The organism is Micromonospora sp. WMMD987, assembly GCF_029581435.1.
GTDB classification, from domain to species: Bacteria; Actinomycetota; Actinomycetes; order Mycobacteriales; family Micromonosporaceae; genus Micromonospora; species Micromonospora rifamycinica.
In genome coordinates, this window is sequence record NZ_CP120861.1 from 6,507,600 (window position 1) to 6,523,960 (window position 16,361).

14 protein-coding genes are annotated in these 16,361 nt (G+C 73.2%); 6 read left to right on the forward strand and 8 right to left on the reverse strand.

Annotated elements, in window-relative coordinates; genetic code table 11:
- Window positions 1-83: 83 nt before the first annotated feature.
- Window positions 84-599 carry a peptidoglycan-binding domain-containing protein gene (locus O7612_RS27755; protein ID WP_282268753.1) on the forward strand — a complete coding sequence of 172 codons (516 nt, stop codon included), beginning with the start codon at window positions 84-86 and terminating at the stop codon, window positions 597-599.
- 82 nt (window positions 600-681) lie between these two features.
- Here O7612_RS27755 and O7612_RS27760 read toward each other — a convergent pair whose 3' ends face one another.
- Window positions 682-2,478 carry an NAD-binding protein gene (locus O7612_RS27760; RefSeq protein ID WP_282268755.1) on the reverse strand — a complete coding sequence of 599 codons (1,797 nt, stop codon included), beginning with the start codon at window positions 2,476-2,478 and terminating at the stop codon, window positions 682-684.
- A gap of 144 nt (window positions 2,479-2,622) precedes the next feature.
- On the opposite strand from O7612_RS27760, the gene O7612_RS27765 reads away from it, so the two are divergent.
- Together O7612_RS27765 and O7612_RS27770 are read left to right on the forward strand one after the other, a co-directional pair.
- Window positions 2,623-3,129, forward strand: coding sequence for an MSMEG_6728 family protein (locus O7612_RS27765; protein WP_282274078.1), 507 nt, complete (start codon window positions 2,623-2,625; stop codon window positions 3,127-3,129).
- A gap of 58 nt (window positions 3,130-3,187) precedes the next feature.
- Window positions 3,188-4,714: an FAD-dependent oxidoreductase gene (locus tag O7612_RS27770; RefSeq protein WP_282268757.1), complete on the forward strand. Its 1,527-nt coding sequence runs from the start codon at window positions 3,188-3,190 to the stop codon at window positions 4,712-4,714.
- Between the two features lie 161 nt (window positions 4,715-4,875).
- On the opposite strand, the gene adhE is transcribed toward O7612_RS27770, so the two are convergent.
- Window positions 4,876-7,449: a bifunctional acetaldehyde-CoA/alcohol dehydrogenase gene (adhE, locus tag O7612_RS27775; protein ID WP_282268758.1), complete on the reverse strand. Its 2,574-nt coding sequence runs from the start codon at window positions 7,447-7,449 to the stop codon at window positions 4,876-4,878.
- A gap of 221 nt (window positions 7,450-7,670) precedes the next feature.
- On the opposite strand from adhE, the gene O7612_RS27780 reads away from it, so the two are divergent.
- Window positions 7,671-8,636 (forward strand): hypothetical protein, encoded by a 966-nt coding sequence (locus tag O7612_RS27780; protein WP_282268760.1) that lies wholly within the window; start codon window positions 7,671-7,673, stop codon window positions 8,634-8,636.
- Between the two features lie 397 nt (window positions 8,637-9,033).
- Here the strand turns inward: O7612_RS27780 and O7612_RS27785 are convergent, their stop codons facing one another.
- Both O7612_RS27785 and O7612_RS27790 read right to left on the reverse strand, forming a co-directional pair.
- The gene (locus O7612_RS27785) at window positions 9,034-9,801 is read right to left on the reverse strand and encodes an enoyl-CoA hydratase/isomerase family protein (RefSeq protein WP_282268761.1); all 768 of its coding nucleotides are present in this window, start codon (window positions 9,799-9,801) and stop codon (window positions 9,034-9,036) included.
- A gap of 117 nt (window positions 9,802-9,918) precedes the next feature.
- Window positions 9,919-12,306 (reverse strand): M4 family metallopeptidase, encoded by a 2,388-nt coding sequence (locus O7612_RS27790; protein WP_282268763.1) that lies wholly within the window; start codon window positions 12,304-12,306, stop codon window positions 9,919-9,921.
- 168 nt (window positions 12,307-12,474) lie between these two features.
- Between O7612_RS27790 and O7612_RS27795 the strand changes: the two genes are divergently transcribed.
- Window positions 12,475-13,032 carry a hypothetical protein gene (locus O7612_RS27795; RefSeq protein ID WP_282268765.1) on the forward strand — a complete coding sequence of 186 codons (558 nt, stop codon included), beginning with the start codon at window positions 12,475-12,477 and terminating at the stop codon, window positions 13,030-13,032.
- A 188-nt stretch (window positions 13,033-13,220) separates the two neighbouring features.
- Window positions 13,221-13,817 carry a hypothetical protein gene (locus O7612_RS27800; RefSeq protein ID WP_282268767.1) on the forward strand — a complete coding sequence of 199 codons (597 nt, stop codon included), beginning with the start codon at window positions 13,221-13,223 and terminating at the stop codon, window positions 13,815-13,817.
- Window positions 13,818-13,835: 18 nt separating this feature from the next.
- Here the strand turns inward: O7612_RS27800 and O7612_RS27805 are convergent, their stop codons facing one another.
- The 4 genes from O7612_RS27805 to O7612_RS27820 form a co-directional block, all read right to left on the reverse strand.
- Window positions 13,836-14,258, reverse strand: coding sequence for an ASCH domain-containing protein (locus tag O7612_RS27805; protein ID WP_282268769.1), 423 nt, complete (start codon window positions 14,256-14,258; stop codon window positions 13,836-13,838).
- 54 nt (window positions 14,259-14,312) lie between these two features.
- Window positions 14,313-14,732, reverse strand: coding sequence for a VOC family protein (locus tag O7612_RS27810; protein WP_282268771.1), 420 nt, complete (start codon window positions 14,730-14,732; stop codon window positions 14,313-14,315).
- Between the two features lie 35 nt (window positions 14,733-14,767).
- On the reverse strand, window positions 14,768-15,172 hold the full coding sequence (locus O7612_RS27815) for an AraC family transcriptional regulator (RefSeq protein ID WP_282268772.1): 405 nt from the start codon (window positions 15,170-15,172) through the stop codon (window positions 14,768-14,770).
- 104 nt (window positions 15,173-15,276) lie between these two features.
- Window positions 15,277-16,341, reverse strand: coding sequence for a hypothetical protein (locus O7612_RS27820; protein ID WP_282268775.1), 1,065 nt, complete (start codon window positions 16,339-16,341; stop codon window positions 15,277-15,279).
- Between the last annotated feature and the right edge of the window lie 20 nt (window positions 16,342-16,361).

The window sequence follows — 16,361 nt, forward strand, 5'->3', positions numbered from 1 at the left end:
CGACGGAAGGCTGCCTGACGGGGGACGAGAAATCGTCGAGCCTGTGTCCAGCGGAGCCCGTCCGGCAGTCAGAGGGGATGCCCATGTTCCTGCGCATCAGGGTTGTCGCGACGGCGGTGGCCGTCGCCGTGCTCGGCGCTCCCGCCATGCCCGCAGCGCCCGCGTCGGCTTCCGTCAGCCAGGGGTACATCGCGGGTGCGGGGGCCTGGACGGACGACTGGGCAGACGAGGGCCCCGTCTCCGCCTCGACCCGCCCGCACAGCAACGTCGTCGCCATGTGGCAGATGATCCTGTGGGCCGACGGCTATCTCGACCGCTCCGGAATCGACTGTCGGTTCGGACCGGTCACGACCGCCGCCACGACGAGGTGGCAGAGTGACCGGGGCCTACGCGGCGACGGTGTCGTCGGCTCCGCCACCCTGACCAAGGCGGCGACCCGCCTCAGCGTGTACGAGTCGTGGTTCTCCTACGACGGTGCCGGCACCAACCTCATCTATTTCGGTCGCCGCGCCGACGGCAGGTGGGACATGAGCCTCGGCCCCGACCTGGAGTGGCAACTCCTCTCGTACACCTACGCGAACTTCAGCATCTGCTCCTGACGCCGCCGCGGCCGCCCGTGTCCTGGCCGGTTTCGGCGTGCCCGCCCTCGGCACGCGCTGGTACGCCCCGCGTCGCCGCCGGTCAGTCCTGCGGGTCACGTGAGGCCGGGACGCCGGTGGACGCCGGTGGGGCGGCCGGCGGCGGGGGCGGGGTGGTCTCGCGGAGCAGGGCGCTCAGCCCGGCCCGGCGGGCCACCACGGTCAGCCGGTCCCCCGCGCTGATCACCATCCGGGGGTCGGCCGTCCAGTCGGTCTTCTGACCGGCCCGCGAGTGGGCCAGCAGGCGCACCTCGCCGGGCCGGGCCACCGCGGCGAGCGGACGCCCGTCCAGTGCGGCACCGGCCACCACCGGCACCTCGACCACCAGCAGGGCGTGCCGGTCGACCGGGATGGTGGCGATCACCGCCCGGTCCAGCAGGGCGGCGGCGAACGACGGTGCGGCCAGGTAGGACACGCTGCGCGAGATGCCGATGCCGAACGCCCGCTGGATCCGCTCGGCGAAGTCACCGTCGAACAGCCGCAGCACCACCCGCAGCTCCGGGTTGAGCGCCCGACCGTTCAACGCGGCCCGCAGGTTCACCCCGTCGTCGGTGGAGACCACCACCAGCGCCTGGCAGTGCTCCACCGAGGCCGAACGCAGCGTCTCCTCGCGGGCCGCGTCCCCGACGATCAGGGGCACGTCCAGCCGCCGGGCCAGCGCCGCGCCGCGGGCCTCCGCCGTCCGGTCGATCGCCACCACCTCGACGCCGAAGTCGCGCAGTTGGGCCATCACCCGGGTGCCGATGTTGCCCAGCCCGACGACCACCACGTGCCCGCTGCGTTCCGGCTGGATCCGGCCGGCGTGCAGGGCCAGCCGGGCGTTGACGATGCCGTCCACCACCACGGCGGTGATCAGCGGGATCAGCGCCAGCCCGGCCAGGTTGAGCACCACCTGCATGATCTGGGCGGCGGCCGGTTTGGCGACGTCCGGATCCTGACCGCTCAGCGTGGTCACCAGGGTCAGGTAGAGCGCCTCCGTCCAGCTCACCTCGACCGCGCGGGCGTTCAGCCAGCCGAGCAGCGCGATCACCGCGAGCAGGGTGAGCACCGCGATACCGATCTTGCGGGTGGCGAAGCTGCGGACCGTCCGGAGCAGCACCGCCAGCGGCTGCCGACGACGCCGGGCACGGACCAGCCGACGGGCCGCCAGCTCGGTGCCGGCCGGCTGGCCGGTCGCCTCGGCGAGCACCACGTCGGCGGCGGACTCGTCGGCGGGCAGCACCCGGACCAGCTCCGGGTCGGTGGTGACGGCCAGCCCGCAGACCACGTCGGCGGGGCGGACGTCGTCGCGGCGGGCCACGTAGAGGGTACGACCTCCGTGCCGGAAGTGGGTCGGGGCGACCTCGCCCAGGGCGGCGGCGACGAACGCCGGGGCGGCCATCGAGGCGTCGGAGAGCACCGCCGAGTCGGGGAAGAGCTGCCGCAGGCCGTTGGCGAGACTGGTGTTGAACATCCGGACCACCAGGCGCAGCTGCGGTTCGACCTCCTGCGCGCAGAGCGCGGCGTGCATGTTGCCCACGTCGTCCTGGTGCAGCAGGGCCAGCCCGTCCGCCCCGGCCAGCCCGGCCCGGCGGAAGGTGGCCTCGTCGAGCCGGTCGGCCCGGACCACCTGCACCCCGTCGACGTCCCGGCCGTCGGGGCCGTCGGAGCGGCGACGCTCCGGCACGACCAGGGTGATCCGGACCCGGCCGTGGGCCAGCTCGGTGCCGAGCAACGCCCGGACCACCCAGTACGTCAACGGGTCGTCGCCACACACCACGTAGTGCGGACGGGGGTCGCCGTTCATCCGCAGCCGCCAGCCGGTCGCGCGCCGGGCCCGGTCCCGCAGGGGTTCGGCCATGCCCGGATGGTAGTCAGCCGGTCGCCACCGGCGCAGCCCTGGTCACCGCGCCGCGACGGCGTCGGGGTGGTGCGGGTGACCGCGCCGGGGGGTGCGGGCGGTCGGTCCGGCATGGTGCGCGTGCCGGCGGGTAGAGCGGTGGGCGTGCAGACGTTCCTGCCGTACCCGGACTTCCTGGCCAGCGCCCGGGTCCTCGACCAGCGGCGGCTGGGCAAACAGCGGGTGGAGGCGCTCCAGGTGCTGCGCGGGCTGACCCGGCCGGGCTACGGCTGGCGGCACCACCCGGCGGTGAAGATGTGGGCCGGCTACGAGGAGGCGTTGACCCGGTACGGGCTGGACGTGTGCGCGGTCTGGTCGGCGTCGGGCCGGGCGGACACCTGCGCGTCGACCCTGGTCACCGACCTGACCGCCGCCCGGGGCACGGGCCGGGTACGCACCCAGGCCGAGCTGGCCGCCGCCGGTGAGCTACCGCCCTGGTTGGGCCGGGACGACCTGCACCGCAGCCACCGGTCGGCGCTGCTGCGCAAGGACCCGGAGCACTACCGTCCACGGTTCGGTGACGTGCCGTCCGACCTGGAGTACGTCTGGCCACCGTCCGACCGTCCACCACTGGCCGCGGGACACCCCACCGGTGGCGACGCGGCTTCCTGACCGGGCCGGACTCCGCCTCGTCGGGCAGACTGAAGGCCCCTCGGGTCGGAAGGTGCACATGGCGCTGTCGCAGAAGCTGGGTCGGCTCATCGGCGTACGCGAGCACGAGGTGGACCCGGGCGGTGGTGGCGCCCCCCGGGTGACCCGGCCGACCACGGCCGTGGTGGTGGGCGGCGGGATCGCCGGCATGTCGGCGGCGGTGGTGCTCGCCGAACGCGGGGTGGACGTCACCGTGCTGGAGGCCGCGCCGACGCTGGGCGGCCGGCTCGGCGCGTGGCCGGAGGCGCTGGCCGACGGCAGCCAGGTCAACGAGCACGGCTTCCACGCGTTCTTCCGGCAGTACTACAACTGGCGGTCGATCCTGCGGCGGGTCGACCCGACGCTCGGTTTCCTCAAGCCGATCCCCGGCTATCCGATCCTGTCCGCGCAGTGGCCCACCGAGGAGTTCGGCAGGCTGCCCCCGGCCCCGCCGGCCAACCTGCTCGCGCTCCTGCTGCGCAGCCCCAGCCTGCGCCTGACCGACCTGCGCACGATGGACCGGGACGCCGCGCTGCCGCTGCTCAGCTACGACCCGGTGCGCACCTACGCCGAGTTCGACGACACCACCGCCGACGCGCTGCTCGCCTCGCTGAAGCTGCCGGACCGGGCGCGGGCGATGCTGTTCGAGGTCTTCTCACACTCGTTCTTCAACCACGAGACCGAGATGTCGGCCGCCGAGATGATCGCCCAGTTCCACTTCTACCTGCTGGGCAACCCGGAGGGGTTGGCGTTCGACTGCCCCGACGAGGACTACGCCACGGCGATCTGGCAGCCGCTGACCCGACACGTGGAGCAGCACGGCGGCCGGGTGCGCACCGGGGCCGCCGTCACCCGGCTGGACCGGGAGCCGGACGGCTGGCGGGTGACCACCGCCGACGGCACGGTCCACCCCGCCGGACAGGTGGTGCTGGCCGTCGACCCGCCCGCGCTGGCCGCGCTGGTCGCCGCCTCCCCCGGCCTGGTCACGGCGGCACCGGAGCTGGTGGCACGGATGCCCGCGTTCGGTCGACCCGGTCCGCCGTACGCGGTGGCACGGTACTGGCTCGACGGGGACGTCCGGGCCGACCGGGCGGTGTTCAGCGGGGTGTCCCGCCAGCCCACCCTGGACTCGGTGACCCTCTACCACCGGCTGGAGAACGAGTCCCGCCGCTGGGCGCAGCGCACCGGCGGCGCGGTGGTGGAGCTGCACGCGTACGCCTGCGACGAGGGGGTGCCGGCCGGGGAGCTGGCCGAACGGATGCGCACCGAGCTGGTCGCGCTCTGGCCGGAGGTCGCCGGGCTGGAGGTCCGTGAGCTGCGCGCCCGGGTCGAGGCGCAGGCCCCGGCGTTCACCCCGGGCAGCCACGCCGGCCGTCCCGGGGTACGCACCGACGCCGACGGCCTCTTCCTGGCCGGGGACGGCATCGGCACCGACTTCCCCAGCGCGTTGATGGAACGGTCGGCGGCGACCGGGATCATCGCCGCCAACCACATCCTGAGCGCCGCGGGGGCGGCCACCGAGCCGGTCCGTTCCATCCGTCCCCGGGGACTGCTCGCCGGGAAGTGAGCGGCCTGCCCGCCCCACCCGGCCAGTCGGGTCGGGCGGGCCGGGTGGGTCGGCCGGGCTGTCGAGCCGGGCGGCCTGTCGAGCCGGGCGGCCTGTCGGGCCGGGCGGGTCTCGGGCCGGGCGGCCTGTCCGGCCGGGCGGGTCTCGGGCGGGTCGGCCGGTCAGCGCGGGGTGCCGTGGTAGGCGTCCCGCATGAGCTGTTGCATGTCGTCCAGCATCGGCATCCGGGGGTTCGCCGGGGCGCACTGGTCCTCGTAGGCGTTGAGGGCCTGCTGCGGCAGCGCCGCCTCGAACGCCGCCCGGTCGACGCCGATCGCGGCGAACGACGGTTCGATGCCGACCGCGTCACGCAACCGTTCCACCGCGTCGGCCAGCGACGCCACCCCTTCGGCCGGGGTGCCCGCCGGCAGGCCGAGCTGGGCGGCGATCTCGGCGAACCGTTCCGGTGCCCGGTAGCTCTCGTACCGCGGCCAGCCGGACAGCTTCGCCGGGACGGTGCCGTTGTAGCGGATCACGTGCGGCAGCAGCACCGCGTTGGTCCGGCCGTGGGCGATGTGGAACGTCGCGCCGAGGGTGTGCGACATGGCGTGCACGATGCCGAGGAAGGCGCTGCCGAACGCCATCCCGGCGATGGTGCCCGCGTTGTGCATCCGTTCCCGCGCCTCGGGGTCGGCGTCGACCACCGCCCGTTCCAGGTTGCCGAAGATCAGCCGGATGGCGTGCAGGGCCAGCCCGTCGGTGAAGTCGTTCGCGTACACCGACACGTACGCCTCGATGGCGTGGGTGAGCGCGTCGAAGCCGCTGTCGGCGGCGATGGTGGCCGGCATGCTGGCGGTCAGCACCGGGTCGACGATCGCCACGGTCGGGGTGAGCGCGTAGTCGGCCAGTGGGTACTTCTTGCCGGTCCGGTGGTCGGTGATCACCGCGAACGGGGTCACCTCCGCGCCCGTGCCCGACGTGGTCGGTACGCAGACCAGCCGGGCCAGCGCGCCGAGGGTGGGGAAGGTGAAGGCGCGCTTGCGGATGTCGAAGAACTTCTCCCGCATGTCGTCGAAGACCACGTCCGGGTGCTCGTAGCGCAGCCACATCACCTTGGCGGCGTCCATCGCCGAGCCGCCGCCGAGGGCGACGATGGTGTCGGGTCGGAAGGCCCGCATCAGCGCCGCCCCCCGGTCGACGGTCTCGACGCTCGGCTCGGGTTCCACGTCGTCGATGATCTGGAGGGCGATCCGCTCGGTGCGGCGTTGCAGCACCCGGTTGATCCGGTCGACGAAGCCGAGCCGGGTCATGGTGGCGTCGGTGACCACGGTGACCCGGTGCACGTCGGGCATCTCGGCCAGGTAGCGGATCGCGTTGGCCTCGAAGAAGATCTTCGACGGGACCTTGAACCACTGCATGTTGTTGTTCCGCCGGCCGATCCGCTTGATGTTGAGCAGGTTCACCGCCGAGACGTTGTCCGACACCGAGGTACGGCCGTAGCTGCCGCAGCCCAGCGTCAGCGACGGCAGGAACGCGTTGTACATGTCGCCGATGCCGCCCTGCGAGGCCGGCGAGTTCCAGATGATCCGGACGGCCTTGACCCGGCGGCCGAACTCCTCCACCAGGTCCTCGTCGGCGGTGTGGATGACCGCGCTGTGCCCGAGCCCGTGGAACTCGACCATCTGCTCGGCGTACCGCAGGCCCTGCTCGCGGCTGTCGGCGCGCAGCACGGCCAGCACCGGACAGAGCTTCTCCCGGGTCAGCGGCTCGTCGGGGCCGACCCGGTCGACGCCGACCAGGATGATCGAGGTGTCCGGGGCGACGGCGATGCCGGCGGCGTCGGCGATCCAGGCGGCGGTCCGACCCACCACGTCCGGGTTGAGCTTGCCGGCGGGGAACAGCAGCGCCTCCAGCTTCGCCTTCTCGGCCGGGGTGGCCAGGTGGGCGTGCAGGGTGCGGAACTCCGCGAGGGCGGCGTCGTGGATCGCCGCGTCGAGGATGACGGCCTGCTCGGAGGCGCAGATCATGCCGTTGTCGAACGACTTGGACAGCACGACGTCGTTGACCGCGCGCTTGAGCTTGGCGGTCGCCTCGATCCAGGCCGGCACGTTGCCCGCGCCCACGCCGAGCGCCGGCTTGCCCGCCGAGTACGCCGCCCGAACCATGGCGTTGCCGCCGGTGGCGAGGATGGTCGACACCCCCGGGTGGTGCATCAGCGCGGTGGTCGCCTCGACCGACGGCTCCTCGATCCACTGGACGCAGTGCTCCGGCGCTCCGGCGGCGACGGCCGCGTCGCGTACCGTGCGGGCGGCCTCGACGCTGCACCGCTGCGCCGCCGGGTGGAAGGCGAAGATGATCGGGTTGCGGGTCTTGAGCGCCAGCAGCGCCTTGAAGATGGTGGTCGAGGTGGGGTTGGTGACCGGGGTGATCCCGGCGACCACGCCCACCGGGTCGGCGATCTCGACGATGCCGCTGATCTCGTCCCGGGCGATCACCCCGACGGTACGGGTCTTCGCCATGCTGTGCGTGACGTGCTCACAGGCGAAGATGTTCTTCACCGCCTTGTCCTCGAACACCCCCCGACCGGTCTCGGCGACCGCGAGCCGGGCGAGGGCGGCGTGCCGGTCCAGCGCGGCCACCGACGCCTTCCGGACGATGTGGTCGATCTGCTCCTGGTCGTACCGGTCGTAGTCGGCCAGGGCCTTGAGGCCGTCGGCGACCAGGGCGTCGATCGTGGTGGCGAGGGCGGTCGACATGCTTTCACCTCGGCGGTTGGCGGCGTCTCGGACACCCTCAGCATCCATCGACGGTCGTCGCGGCGGTGGGGCGCAAGGACCCGTCCGACGGTGGCCAAAGGTCCCGTCGTCACGCCGTCCGGGGTGCCTCCGGTCGGCCGAAAGTCCCGATGTCGCGCGGCGGCCGGGCCGGGTCGCCTACCCGACACCGCGTCCCACCGCCCCCGGCCACCATGATGCGCATGACGGGACCGCGAAAGGCCTACACGTTGCTCGCCGTGGCCGCCATCGGGGTGGCGGTGCTGGCCTGGCGGCTCGGGGTCGACAAGGCCAACGCCCTGGTGGGCCTGGCCGGCGTCTTCGCCGCGAGCGCGCTCGGGCTGCTGTCCCTGTTCAGCGCGATCGACCCACGGCTGTCCCGGGCGGCGACGGACGCCGCCCTGCCGCCGGGGGCGACCCCGGCCGCACCCGACGCACCACCCGCAGCCGCCGGCACCGGGGCGACCCCCGGGCCGCGCCGCCACTGGCGACGCTGGTGGCTGCCGGCCGGCATCGCGGTCCTGCTGCTGGTGATCGTCGGTACGGTGACCGTGCTCTCCTGGCCCACGGACCGCACGCCGGACGCGCGGGGCTCCTCCCCCACCACCTCCGTCGACGCCGCGTCGGCCGACCCCGGCGGCACGTCGACCCCGGCCGGATCGACACCCACCACCGAACCGTCCGGCGCGACGCCCACCACTCCTCCGGCGACCCCGGCCCCCGGTCCGGACGGGCCGACGACCGGCCCCGTGCCCACCCCCACGGCCGGACCGACGCCGACCAGGGGGCCGGTCGGGCCGGACTGGGTGCCGCCGGCGGGCGCACCGCACTGGACCCTGCACGCCGACGACGCGGTCTACTTCCTGCCGAAGCCCCGGCTGGCCAGGGGCACCGGCGCGGGCACCCTGATCTTCCAGGCGCAGCACCACCAGCTCGCCCTCTACGACTGGACCGACGACCCGACCGATCTCAGCTACGAGGGCTGCCGGAACCCGAAGGCGCAGCGGTATCCGAGCATCGACCTCGAACAGCTCGAACCCACCCCGGTCACCTACTGCCAGCCCGACCCGGGCGACCCGACGGTGGTCAACTACGTCCGGATCGACCACAACCGCTACCAGGCGACGCCGGCCTCGGTCGACGTCACCGTCTGGTCGGTCCGCCGGTAACCCGGCGCGATCCACCCGGCACCACCGCCAGAGCCGCAGCCCAGCAGCCCACCCGCGCCAGAGCGGCAGCCCAGCAGCACCTGCGCCGGAGCGGCAGTTCCGGCCCACCTGCGCCAGAGCGGCAGTTCGCGGCCCCCACCCCGCCCCTGCCCCCGCCCCGGTCCTGCCCCGGTCCTGCCTCCGCCGGCGCCCCGGCCCCCGCCCCCGGCCCCGGCTCCCGGCCCCGGCCCCGACCCCGGGTAGATCTTGGAAGATTTCGGCCCCCAGGGGGGCCATTTGCCACCAAGATCGCCAAGGGGAGCGGGAGGGCGGCGAGGGCGGGAACCGGCGGGAGGGTGGAGCGGGGCAGGAGGAATGTGAGGCAGCCGAAATGTGGGGTGGGGTCGGTGGGGGGTGGTTATTGAGGGGCGGACGGGGACCAGGGGAAGGCGGGGGGACGGCGTTCGTGGTGGGCCGCGACGCCCTCGCGGGCCTCACCGCTGTCCCGCGCCTTGCGGTGCCACCAGGCGATCCGGGCGGGGCCGGCCCGGTCGTCGACGATCTCCTTGGCGGCGGCGACGGTGAGCTGGGAGCGGGCCGCGATGGCGGCGGTCAGCGCGGCGACCCGGCCGGTCAGGTCCTCGGCCACCTCGTCGGCCAGGCCGACCCGCAGCGCCCGGTCGGCGTCGATCAACTCGGCGGTGAAGAGCAGGAACTTGGCCGTGGACGGGCCGACGAGACGGACCAACCGCCGGGTGGAGGGTGCCGGGTAGACCAGGCCGAGGCGGGCCGGCGGCACCCCGAACCGGGCGTTCGGCGCGACGATCCGCAGGTCGCAGGCGACCGCGAGCAGGCAACCACCGCCGACGCTGGGTCCGTCGACCGCCGCGACGGTGGGCTTGGCGAAGGCGGCCAGCCGTTCCTCGGCGGCGACCGCGACGCTCGCGTCACCGGCTTCCAGCAACTCGTCCAGGTCACCGAGGTCGGCACCGGCGCAGAACGCCCCGTCGGCACCGGTCAGCACCAGGGCACGGACGGCTGGATCGGCCTCCAGTCCGTCCAGCAGCACCGGCAACCGTCGCCACATGGCCGGGGTCATCGCGTTGCGCCGGGCCGGGTTCCGGATCGTCACCGTCGCCACCGCGCCGGTCACCTCGACGGTCAACTCCGCGTCCGACACCGCCACCACCCCTCTCGTCGCGCCGCCACCGGCACGTGCCCGCGTCGGTGCGGCGACCATAACGGCGCGGCCCGGCGACCACCCACGAGGGGTGGCCGCCGGGCCGCCGACGCAGGGGTCAGGTCAGGAGACGTCGAGCGCGGTGTCGTCGACCACGAAGGACGTCCGCAGCGAGGCGTCCTCGGTGCCGGTGAACTTCAGGGTCACGCTCTGGCCGGCGTACGCGGCCAGCGAGAAGGAGCGCTGGGTGTACCCGGTGGCCTTGTTCAGGTTCGAGTAGGTCGCCAGGGTCGCCAGCACGGTGCCGGAGGAGTTGAGCACCTGCACGGTGAGCTTGTCGTACGCGGTCGTGGTGCTGACCTCCCGCGTGTCGATGTGCAGCCAGAAGCTGAAGTTGTACGTCGAGCAGCCGGCCGGCAGGCTCACCGTCTGGGAGAGCGTCTCGGTCAGGGTGCCACCGGTGCCGCCCAGCCAGGCGTTCCAGGTGCCACCGTGGGTGGGCTGGCTGGCGCCGTTCTGCCCGATGACGCCCGTGCTGGCCGCCCAGACCGTGTTGCCGGACTCGAAGCCGGGGTTGCCCAGCTTCTGGCCGGCGGTGCAGGTGCCACCTACGCTGCTCACGACCAGCGTGTAGCTGGCCGAGTGGGCCACCGCACCGGTGCCGGTGACCGTCACCGGGTAGCTGCCGGCCGGGGTGCTGGCCGAGGTGGCGATGGTCAGGGTCGACGACGCGCCCGAGGTCACCGAGGCCGGGCTGAACGTCGCGGTCGCGCCGGTCGGCAGGCCGGACGCGGAGAACGTCACGGTCTGCGCGGTGCCGCTGGTGGTCGCGGTGGCGACGGTGGTGGCGACCGAACCGCCCGCGGTCACCGAACCGGAGGTCGGGGAGAGCGAGACGGAGAAGTCGTTACCGGTCGAGGAGCAGGGGGCGTCGCTGCCGGCCACGTTGACCGCGGTCCACGCCGCCTGGACGGCCTTGTACTCGGTGGAGCAGCTGCCGTACAGGTCGGTCGCCGCCTTGAGGCTGTACGCCCGGGCGGTGTTGGCCGGGGTGCTGGTGTTGACGTACGACGTGTTGGAGGTGAAGTACACGTCCAGGGCGCGGAACCAGATCTTCTCGGCCTTCTCCCGGCCGATACCGGTGACCGCCGGGGCGGAGCCGCAGACCGGCGAGGTGCCGTACGACGTGGCGCCGGTGCCCTCGGCGAGGTTGAAGAAGAAGTGGTTGCCGACACCGGAGGAGTAGTGCACGTCCTTGTTCTTGGTGCTGGTGCTCCAGCACGAGTCGGACGAGCCGTCCAGCGACGGGTTGTACATGTAGCGCAGCGGGGTGCCGTTGCCGTTGATGTTGATCTTCTCGCCGACCTGGTAGTCGCCCGGGTCGCTCGGCGCGGCGGCGTAGAACTCGACCATGTTGCCGAAGATGTCGCTGGTGGCCTCGTTGAGGCCGCCCGACTCGCCGGAGTAGACCAGGCCGGAGACGGCCTCGGTGACACCGTGGCTCATCTCGTGGCCGGCCACGTCGAGGGAGACCAACGGCCGGGAGTTGCTGGCGCCGTCGCCGTAGGTCATCTGGGCGCCGTCCCAGAAGGCGTTGATGTAGTTGCGGCCGTAGTGGACCCGGCTCGGCACGCCCGCGCCGTTGCCGAAGATGCCGTTGCGGCCGTGCACGTTCTTGAAGTAGTCGAACGTCTTGGCCGCGCCGAAGTGGGCGTCGACGCCGGCGGACTGCCGGTTGGCGTTGGTGCCGTCGCCCCAGGCGTTGTCGGCGTCGGTGAACGTGGTGCAGGTGCTGGTGCCGTTGTTCATGTCGCAGGTACGGCCGTTGCCGTGCGACGGGTCGATCATCTGGTAGGTGCTGCCGGAGAGCGTGGTGTCGATGCTGACCGAGCCGGTGTAGATGCCCTGGCCGCTGCCGACCACCGACTCGATCTCGTCGTGCGCGCCGATGACGCGGCCGGTGGCGGCGTCGGTGATCACGTGCAGCTTCGACGGGGTCTGCTGGTCGGGCTTCCAACCGGACAGCACGGTCTCCCAGGCGAGCCGCCCCTTGCCGGAGGTGGCGTCGACGAAGAGTTCCGGCGTACCCACCTCGGTGATCTTGCCGGAGAACGCCTTGCGGGCCGTCGCGGCGGCCGCCGCCGGGCTGATCTTGGCGGTGGTGCCGAGGGTCAGCGGGGCGGCCAGGCCGACGGAGGTGCCGGCGAGGGTGCCGTTGGGCGCGGTGTGGATGACGAAGTCACCGCCGTACACCCGCAGCCCCTGGTAGGTACGGGTGTAGCGGGTGTGCGCCGCACCGTTGGCGTCGACCTTGGTACGGACGGCCTGGTAGGCCTCTCCGCTGGCGCCCTGCACGGCACCGGGGTTGCTCCGCAGCAGGCTCTCGGCACGGGCGGCAGGGGCGGTGTCGGGGGCAGGGGCGGCCGGAGCCGCCTGCGCTGCGGTGGTGACGCAGGTCAGCAATCCGCTGGTGAGCAGAGCTGCGCTGACGGCGGCGAGGGGTCTTTTCACGTGCCCTCCTGGCAAGGGAAAGATGTGACGGGGGTGGTCACGCATGTAGATATAGCGATACATCGAAGAAAAGAGAAGGGGTGGAGCGGTTCCATGACACGACACTGCCCGAACGGGGGATGGGTGCTACTGAGGGAACCGAACGGCGTCGATACGCGTCCCAGAGGGATGAGAGCCCTGAACCCGATCTTCGTCACGATCGTCGTCGCCGTCGGTCTGCTGACCGGCTGCTCAGCCGAAGACCCGGGCTCACCTGCGCCTGGACCGGCCGCGACCACCGGCACAGCCGGCACCGGCACCCCCACCCCGGGCGGCGGCACCGCCCCCACCGCCGGTGGCCCGACCGCGGACGGCACCACCCCCACCGCCGCGGCACCCGCCCCCGCCGCCGCGACGGTCACCCTGACCCGTTCCGGGGGTTTCGCCGGCACCCGCGACACGGTGACCGTCGGACCCGACGGTCACTGGACCACGACCGACCGGGCCGGCACGACGCGCAGCGGCCGGCTGGAGCCGACGCAACTCGACCGGCTCCGGACCCTCGCCGGCCCGGCCACCCGGGAGGGCGACAGCCCGCCCGACGCCCGGTGCGCCGACACCTTCGCCTACCGGCTCACCATCGGCGCCCACAGCGTCGACTGGACCGACTGCCCGGGCGGCCCGCCGCCGCCGGCCGCCGCGCGCGACCTGGCCACCCTCCTGCTGAGGGCCACCACGACCGGCTGAGAGCGACGACAGCCGGCGGGCAGCCGGCCACCGGCCGAGAGCAGGCAGCCGGCCGACGGGACCGACAGAGAGCGGGCGGCCGGCGACGGGCAGGGCCACGACCGGCGGAGAGCGGCGGCGGCCGGCGGTGGACCTCGGGGCGACGGCGATCGGATAACCTACCCGCTCCGATTCCCGCGAGGAGCGTCGTGCCGAACAGTCGATCCGCCGGTCCGCACCGCCCGGTCAGCCTGGCCGGTGTGCTGTCGGCGATGGTCGCCACCGTCCTGGCCACCGGCTGCGCGGCGATCGACGACGAACGGCCGGCGGCCCCCGTCCCGTCCCCGCCGGCCCGTACGCTGCGGACCCCGGACACCCTGCTGACGCTCCCCCGCTCGGGTGCCCGCCTGCCGGCCGGGCTGCCCCGGTTCCGGCTCAACGAGCTGACCCGGGAGGCCACCCCCGCCACCAGCACCGTCGAGGCGACGTACGGGCACAGCCGCCCCACGGTCGAGACGATCATTGTGAGCGCCGTCTCGGGCACGGTCGCCGATCCGCAGGCCACCCTGGACCGGCTACTCAAGCCGTACCGGATCCCCAAGCCGAGGACGGTGGAGTTCGGCCGGTTCGGCGGCGAGGCCCGGTGCGGGCGGGGACGCACCGCGGACGAGGGTCACCTCACCGCCTGCGCCTGGGCCGACCCGGAGGTAGCCGGCGTGGTGGTCTTCCTCACCGCGACCAGACAACCCGACCGCAAGGAGGACTTCCTCACCATCCGGGACGAGCTGGAACGGCCCGCCGGCTGACCGCCGTGTCCCGCATCCTCACCCGACCAGACGGAAGCGCTCGGTGACGGCGAGCGTGTCGTCGTCCACCCGGAACCCGGGGTCGTCGACCCAGCCGAGGTAGTCCGGCCCGTGCCAGTACTCCTCGTGCCCGGCCCGCCAGGCCGCCACCGAGTCGTACCCCTCCCCCTCGTCCCGGGCATGGTCGAGGTCGACGTCACCGAGCCGGACCACCCGGACCCCGGTCACCTCGATCACCCCGACCGGACGGTCGGCGGAGTCGACCACCACGCTCCGGTCACCCACCTCCGGCAGCGGCTCACCGGCACGCTCGTAGTCCCGGAGCAGGCCGGTGGTGGCGGTCTTCGCCCCGCTGAGCACGGCGGCCACGAGCCGGTCGCGTAACGGCCCGGGAAAGGCGAACTCGCACGTCGGCAGGTCGGGGAAGCTCGGTGTGGTCACCGGGCGACGATAGCCCGGCGACCAGACCAGGCCCCCGGGACGACGGCGACGCGGTCAGTCCCGGGGGAACATCTGGCCGATCCGGATCCGGTTGCCGAACGGGTCGCGGATGCCGAAGTCGATGCCGTACGGGCGCTCGGTCGGCTCGTCGGTGATGTCGACCCCCTTGCCGAGGAGATCCTCGTACGTCTTGCGGGCGTCGTCGGTGGTGATGCTCAGCCAGCCGCCGATCGCACCCTTGGTCAGCAGCTCCCGGACCTGCTCGGCGGTCGCCGGATCCAGGGCCGGCGGGCCGGGCTTCTCCAGCAGCACCTCGCGCCCCGGGTCGCCGGGCACGTTGACCGTCAGCCACCGCATGAAGCCCAGGTCCTGGTCGGTGGTGACCTCGAAACCCAGCTTGCCGACGTAGAAGTCGAGCGCCTCGTCCTGGTCGAGGACGTAGAGCTGGGAGCGGGTGATCGCGTTCATCGTCATGCCACGAACGCTATGCCAGGCCGCTGACCTGCCGCTTATCCAAAACTGCTGGGTCTTCTCCAGGCCTTGGCGAAGCAGCTCGGCACCGACGGGTCACCGGCCGACCGGCGGCTGCGGTACCCGCTGGGCGACTCGCCGACGATCTGCCGGAAGGTACGGCTGAACGAGCCGAGACTGCTGAACCCGACGGCGAAACAGATCCCGGTGACGTCCCGGTCGGTCTCCACCAGCATCGACATCGCCCGCTCCACCCGACGTCGTTGCAGGTAGCGGTGCGGCGTCTCGCCGAAGGTCGCCCGGAAGGTACGGATGAAGTGCGCCTCGGAGACCAGCGCGATCCGGGCCAACGCCGGGATGTCCAACGGCTCGGCGTAGGCCCGGTCCATCGCGTCCCGGGCGCGCAACATGGCCCGGTTCGACTGCTCCACCGCACGACTCATCGGCCCCCACCCGTCGTCCTGCCGCCGCGCCGGTCAGGTTACCGAGCCGGACCGCACCGGGGAGCCCCGCGACCGGTAGAGGTGGCCGCGGGATCCGCCGACGCTCAGCAGCCGCTCCACCGGACCGGGAAGGAGACCTCCGGGCCGGCGGCTATGCCGACGACGAGGCCGTTGTCGGCGATGGCCCCGCTGGCGACGCGGGTCACCGGGTCCGCGGTGGCACCGCGCAACGGAACCCGGTGGTCCAGGTGATCGACCACCGGGCCGGCGAGCAGGCTGCCGGCGGCGTTGACGTCCGTCATGTACTCCAGACCCGGCCTGACCGGGGTCGCCACGCCGGTGCGGAGGTCCCAGCGCACCATCTGTCGGTACTCACCGTCCGCCGTGCCGGCGACCTGGCCGACCGCCCAGTTTCCCCGGGCCCCGCGCACGGTCGACTTCACGGCTCCGGGAGCGGTGAGCCGGTCCACCCGCCCGTCGGGCCGACGCACCCAGGCGACGGGCGGCGGGGCGACCTGACGCCCGCCGGCACCGCGTACCCCGGCGTCGTGCGACGAACGGTCCTCCTCTGCGGGGACCTCGCCGACGATGGTGCCGTCGTCGAGGATCGCCACCGGGATGCCGGCGGGCTCGATCACCTCGACGGTGCCCGGCCGGTCGACCGGCCAGAGCAGGGTCACCGGTTCCTCCAGCAGCCCGCCGGCGCCGACGATGTCCCCTCGGCTGTTGATGGCCGTGACGTAGCCGCCGATGCCGTCCGGCGGCAGGGGCAGCCACTCCACCACGCCGTCCCGGTAGCGCCACGGCCGGTTGCCGCTGGCGGTGCTGTTGTCGCCGATCAGGACGCCGTGCCGGTTGACCGCCACCAGCAGGCCGGGTGATCTCGTCAACACGGTGACGCGTGGGCCGTCCCAGCGCAGCAGCAGTGACTCCTGCCCCTGGTCGGTGGCTCGCCTGCCGGTGCCGACGGTGAACCGGCCCGCCGGATCGACGAACATCGCGTCCCAGGCCAGGGGGCCACCGGCCGGCAGGGGCAGTGGACGCATCAGGCAGGCCGGGACGCTGTCCGTCCTCGGCGCGGCCATGGCGACGCCGGGCGCGATCAGCGTCGCCGCCAGCAGGCCGGCGGTGAGACCGACCCGGACTCGACGCGGGGCAACGGGGATCATGGGGAAGCCTGTTCCGTCAG

Coding starts and splice junctions, on each gene's coding strand:
- O7612_RS27815 (WP_282268772.1), bottom strand. CDS start 15,172: ATGAGTCGTGCGGTGGAGCAGTCGAACCGGGCCATGTTGCGCGCCCGG.
- O7612_RS27760 (WP_282268755.1), bottom strand. CDS start 2,478: ATGGCCGAACCCCTGCGGGACCGGGCCCGGCGCGCGACCGGCTGGCGG.
- O7612_RS27810 (WP_282268771.1), bottom strand. CDS start 14,732: ATGACGATGAACGCGATCACCCGCTCCCAGCTCTACGTCCTCGACCAG.
- O7612_RS27755 (WP_282268753.1), top strand. CDS start 84: ATGTTCCTGCGCATCAGGGTTGTCGCGACGGCGGTGGCCGTCGCCGTG.
- O7612_RS27795 (WP_282268765.1), top strand. CDS start 12,475: ATGAGAGCCCTGAACCCGATCTTCGTCACGATCGTCGTCGCCGTCGGT.
- O7612_RS27780 (WP_282268760.1), top strand. CDS start 7,671: ATGACGGGACCGCGAAAGGCCTACACGTTGCTCGCCGTGGCCGCCATC.
- adhE (WP_282268758.1), bottom strand. CDS start 7,449: ATGTCGACCGCCCTCGCCACCACGATCGACGCCCTGGTCGCCGACGGC.
- O7612_RS27820 (WP_282268775.1), bottom strand. CDS start 16,341: ATGATCCCCGTTGCCCCGCGTCGAGTCCGGGTCGGTCTCACCGCCGGC.
- O7612_RS27770 (WP_282268757.1), top strand. CDS start 3,188: ATGGCGCTGTCGCAGAAGCTGGGTCGGCTCATCGGCGTACGCGAGCAC.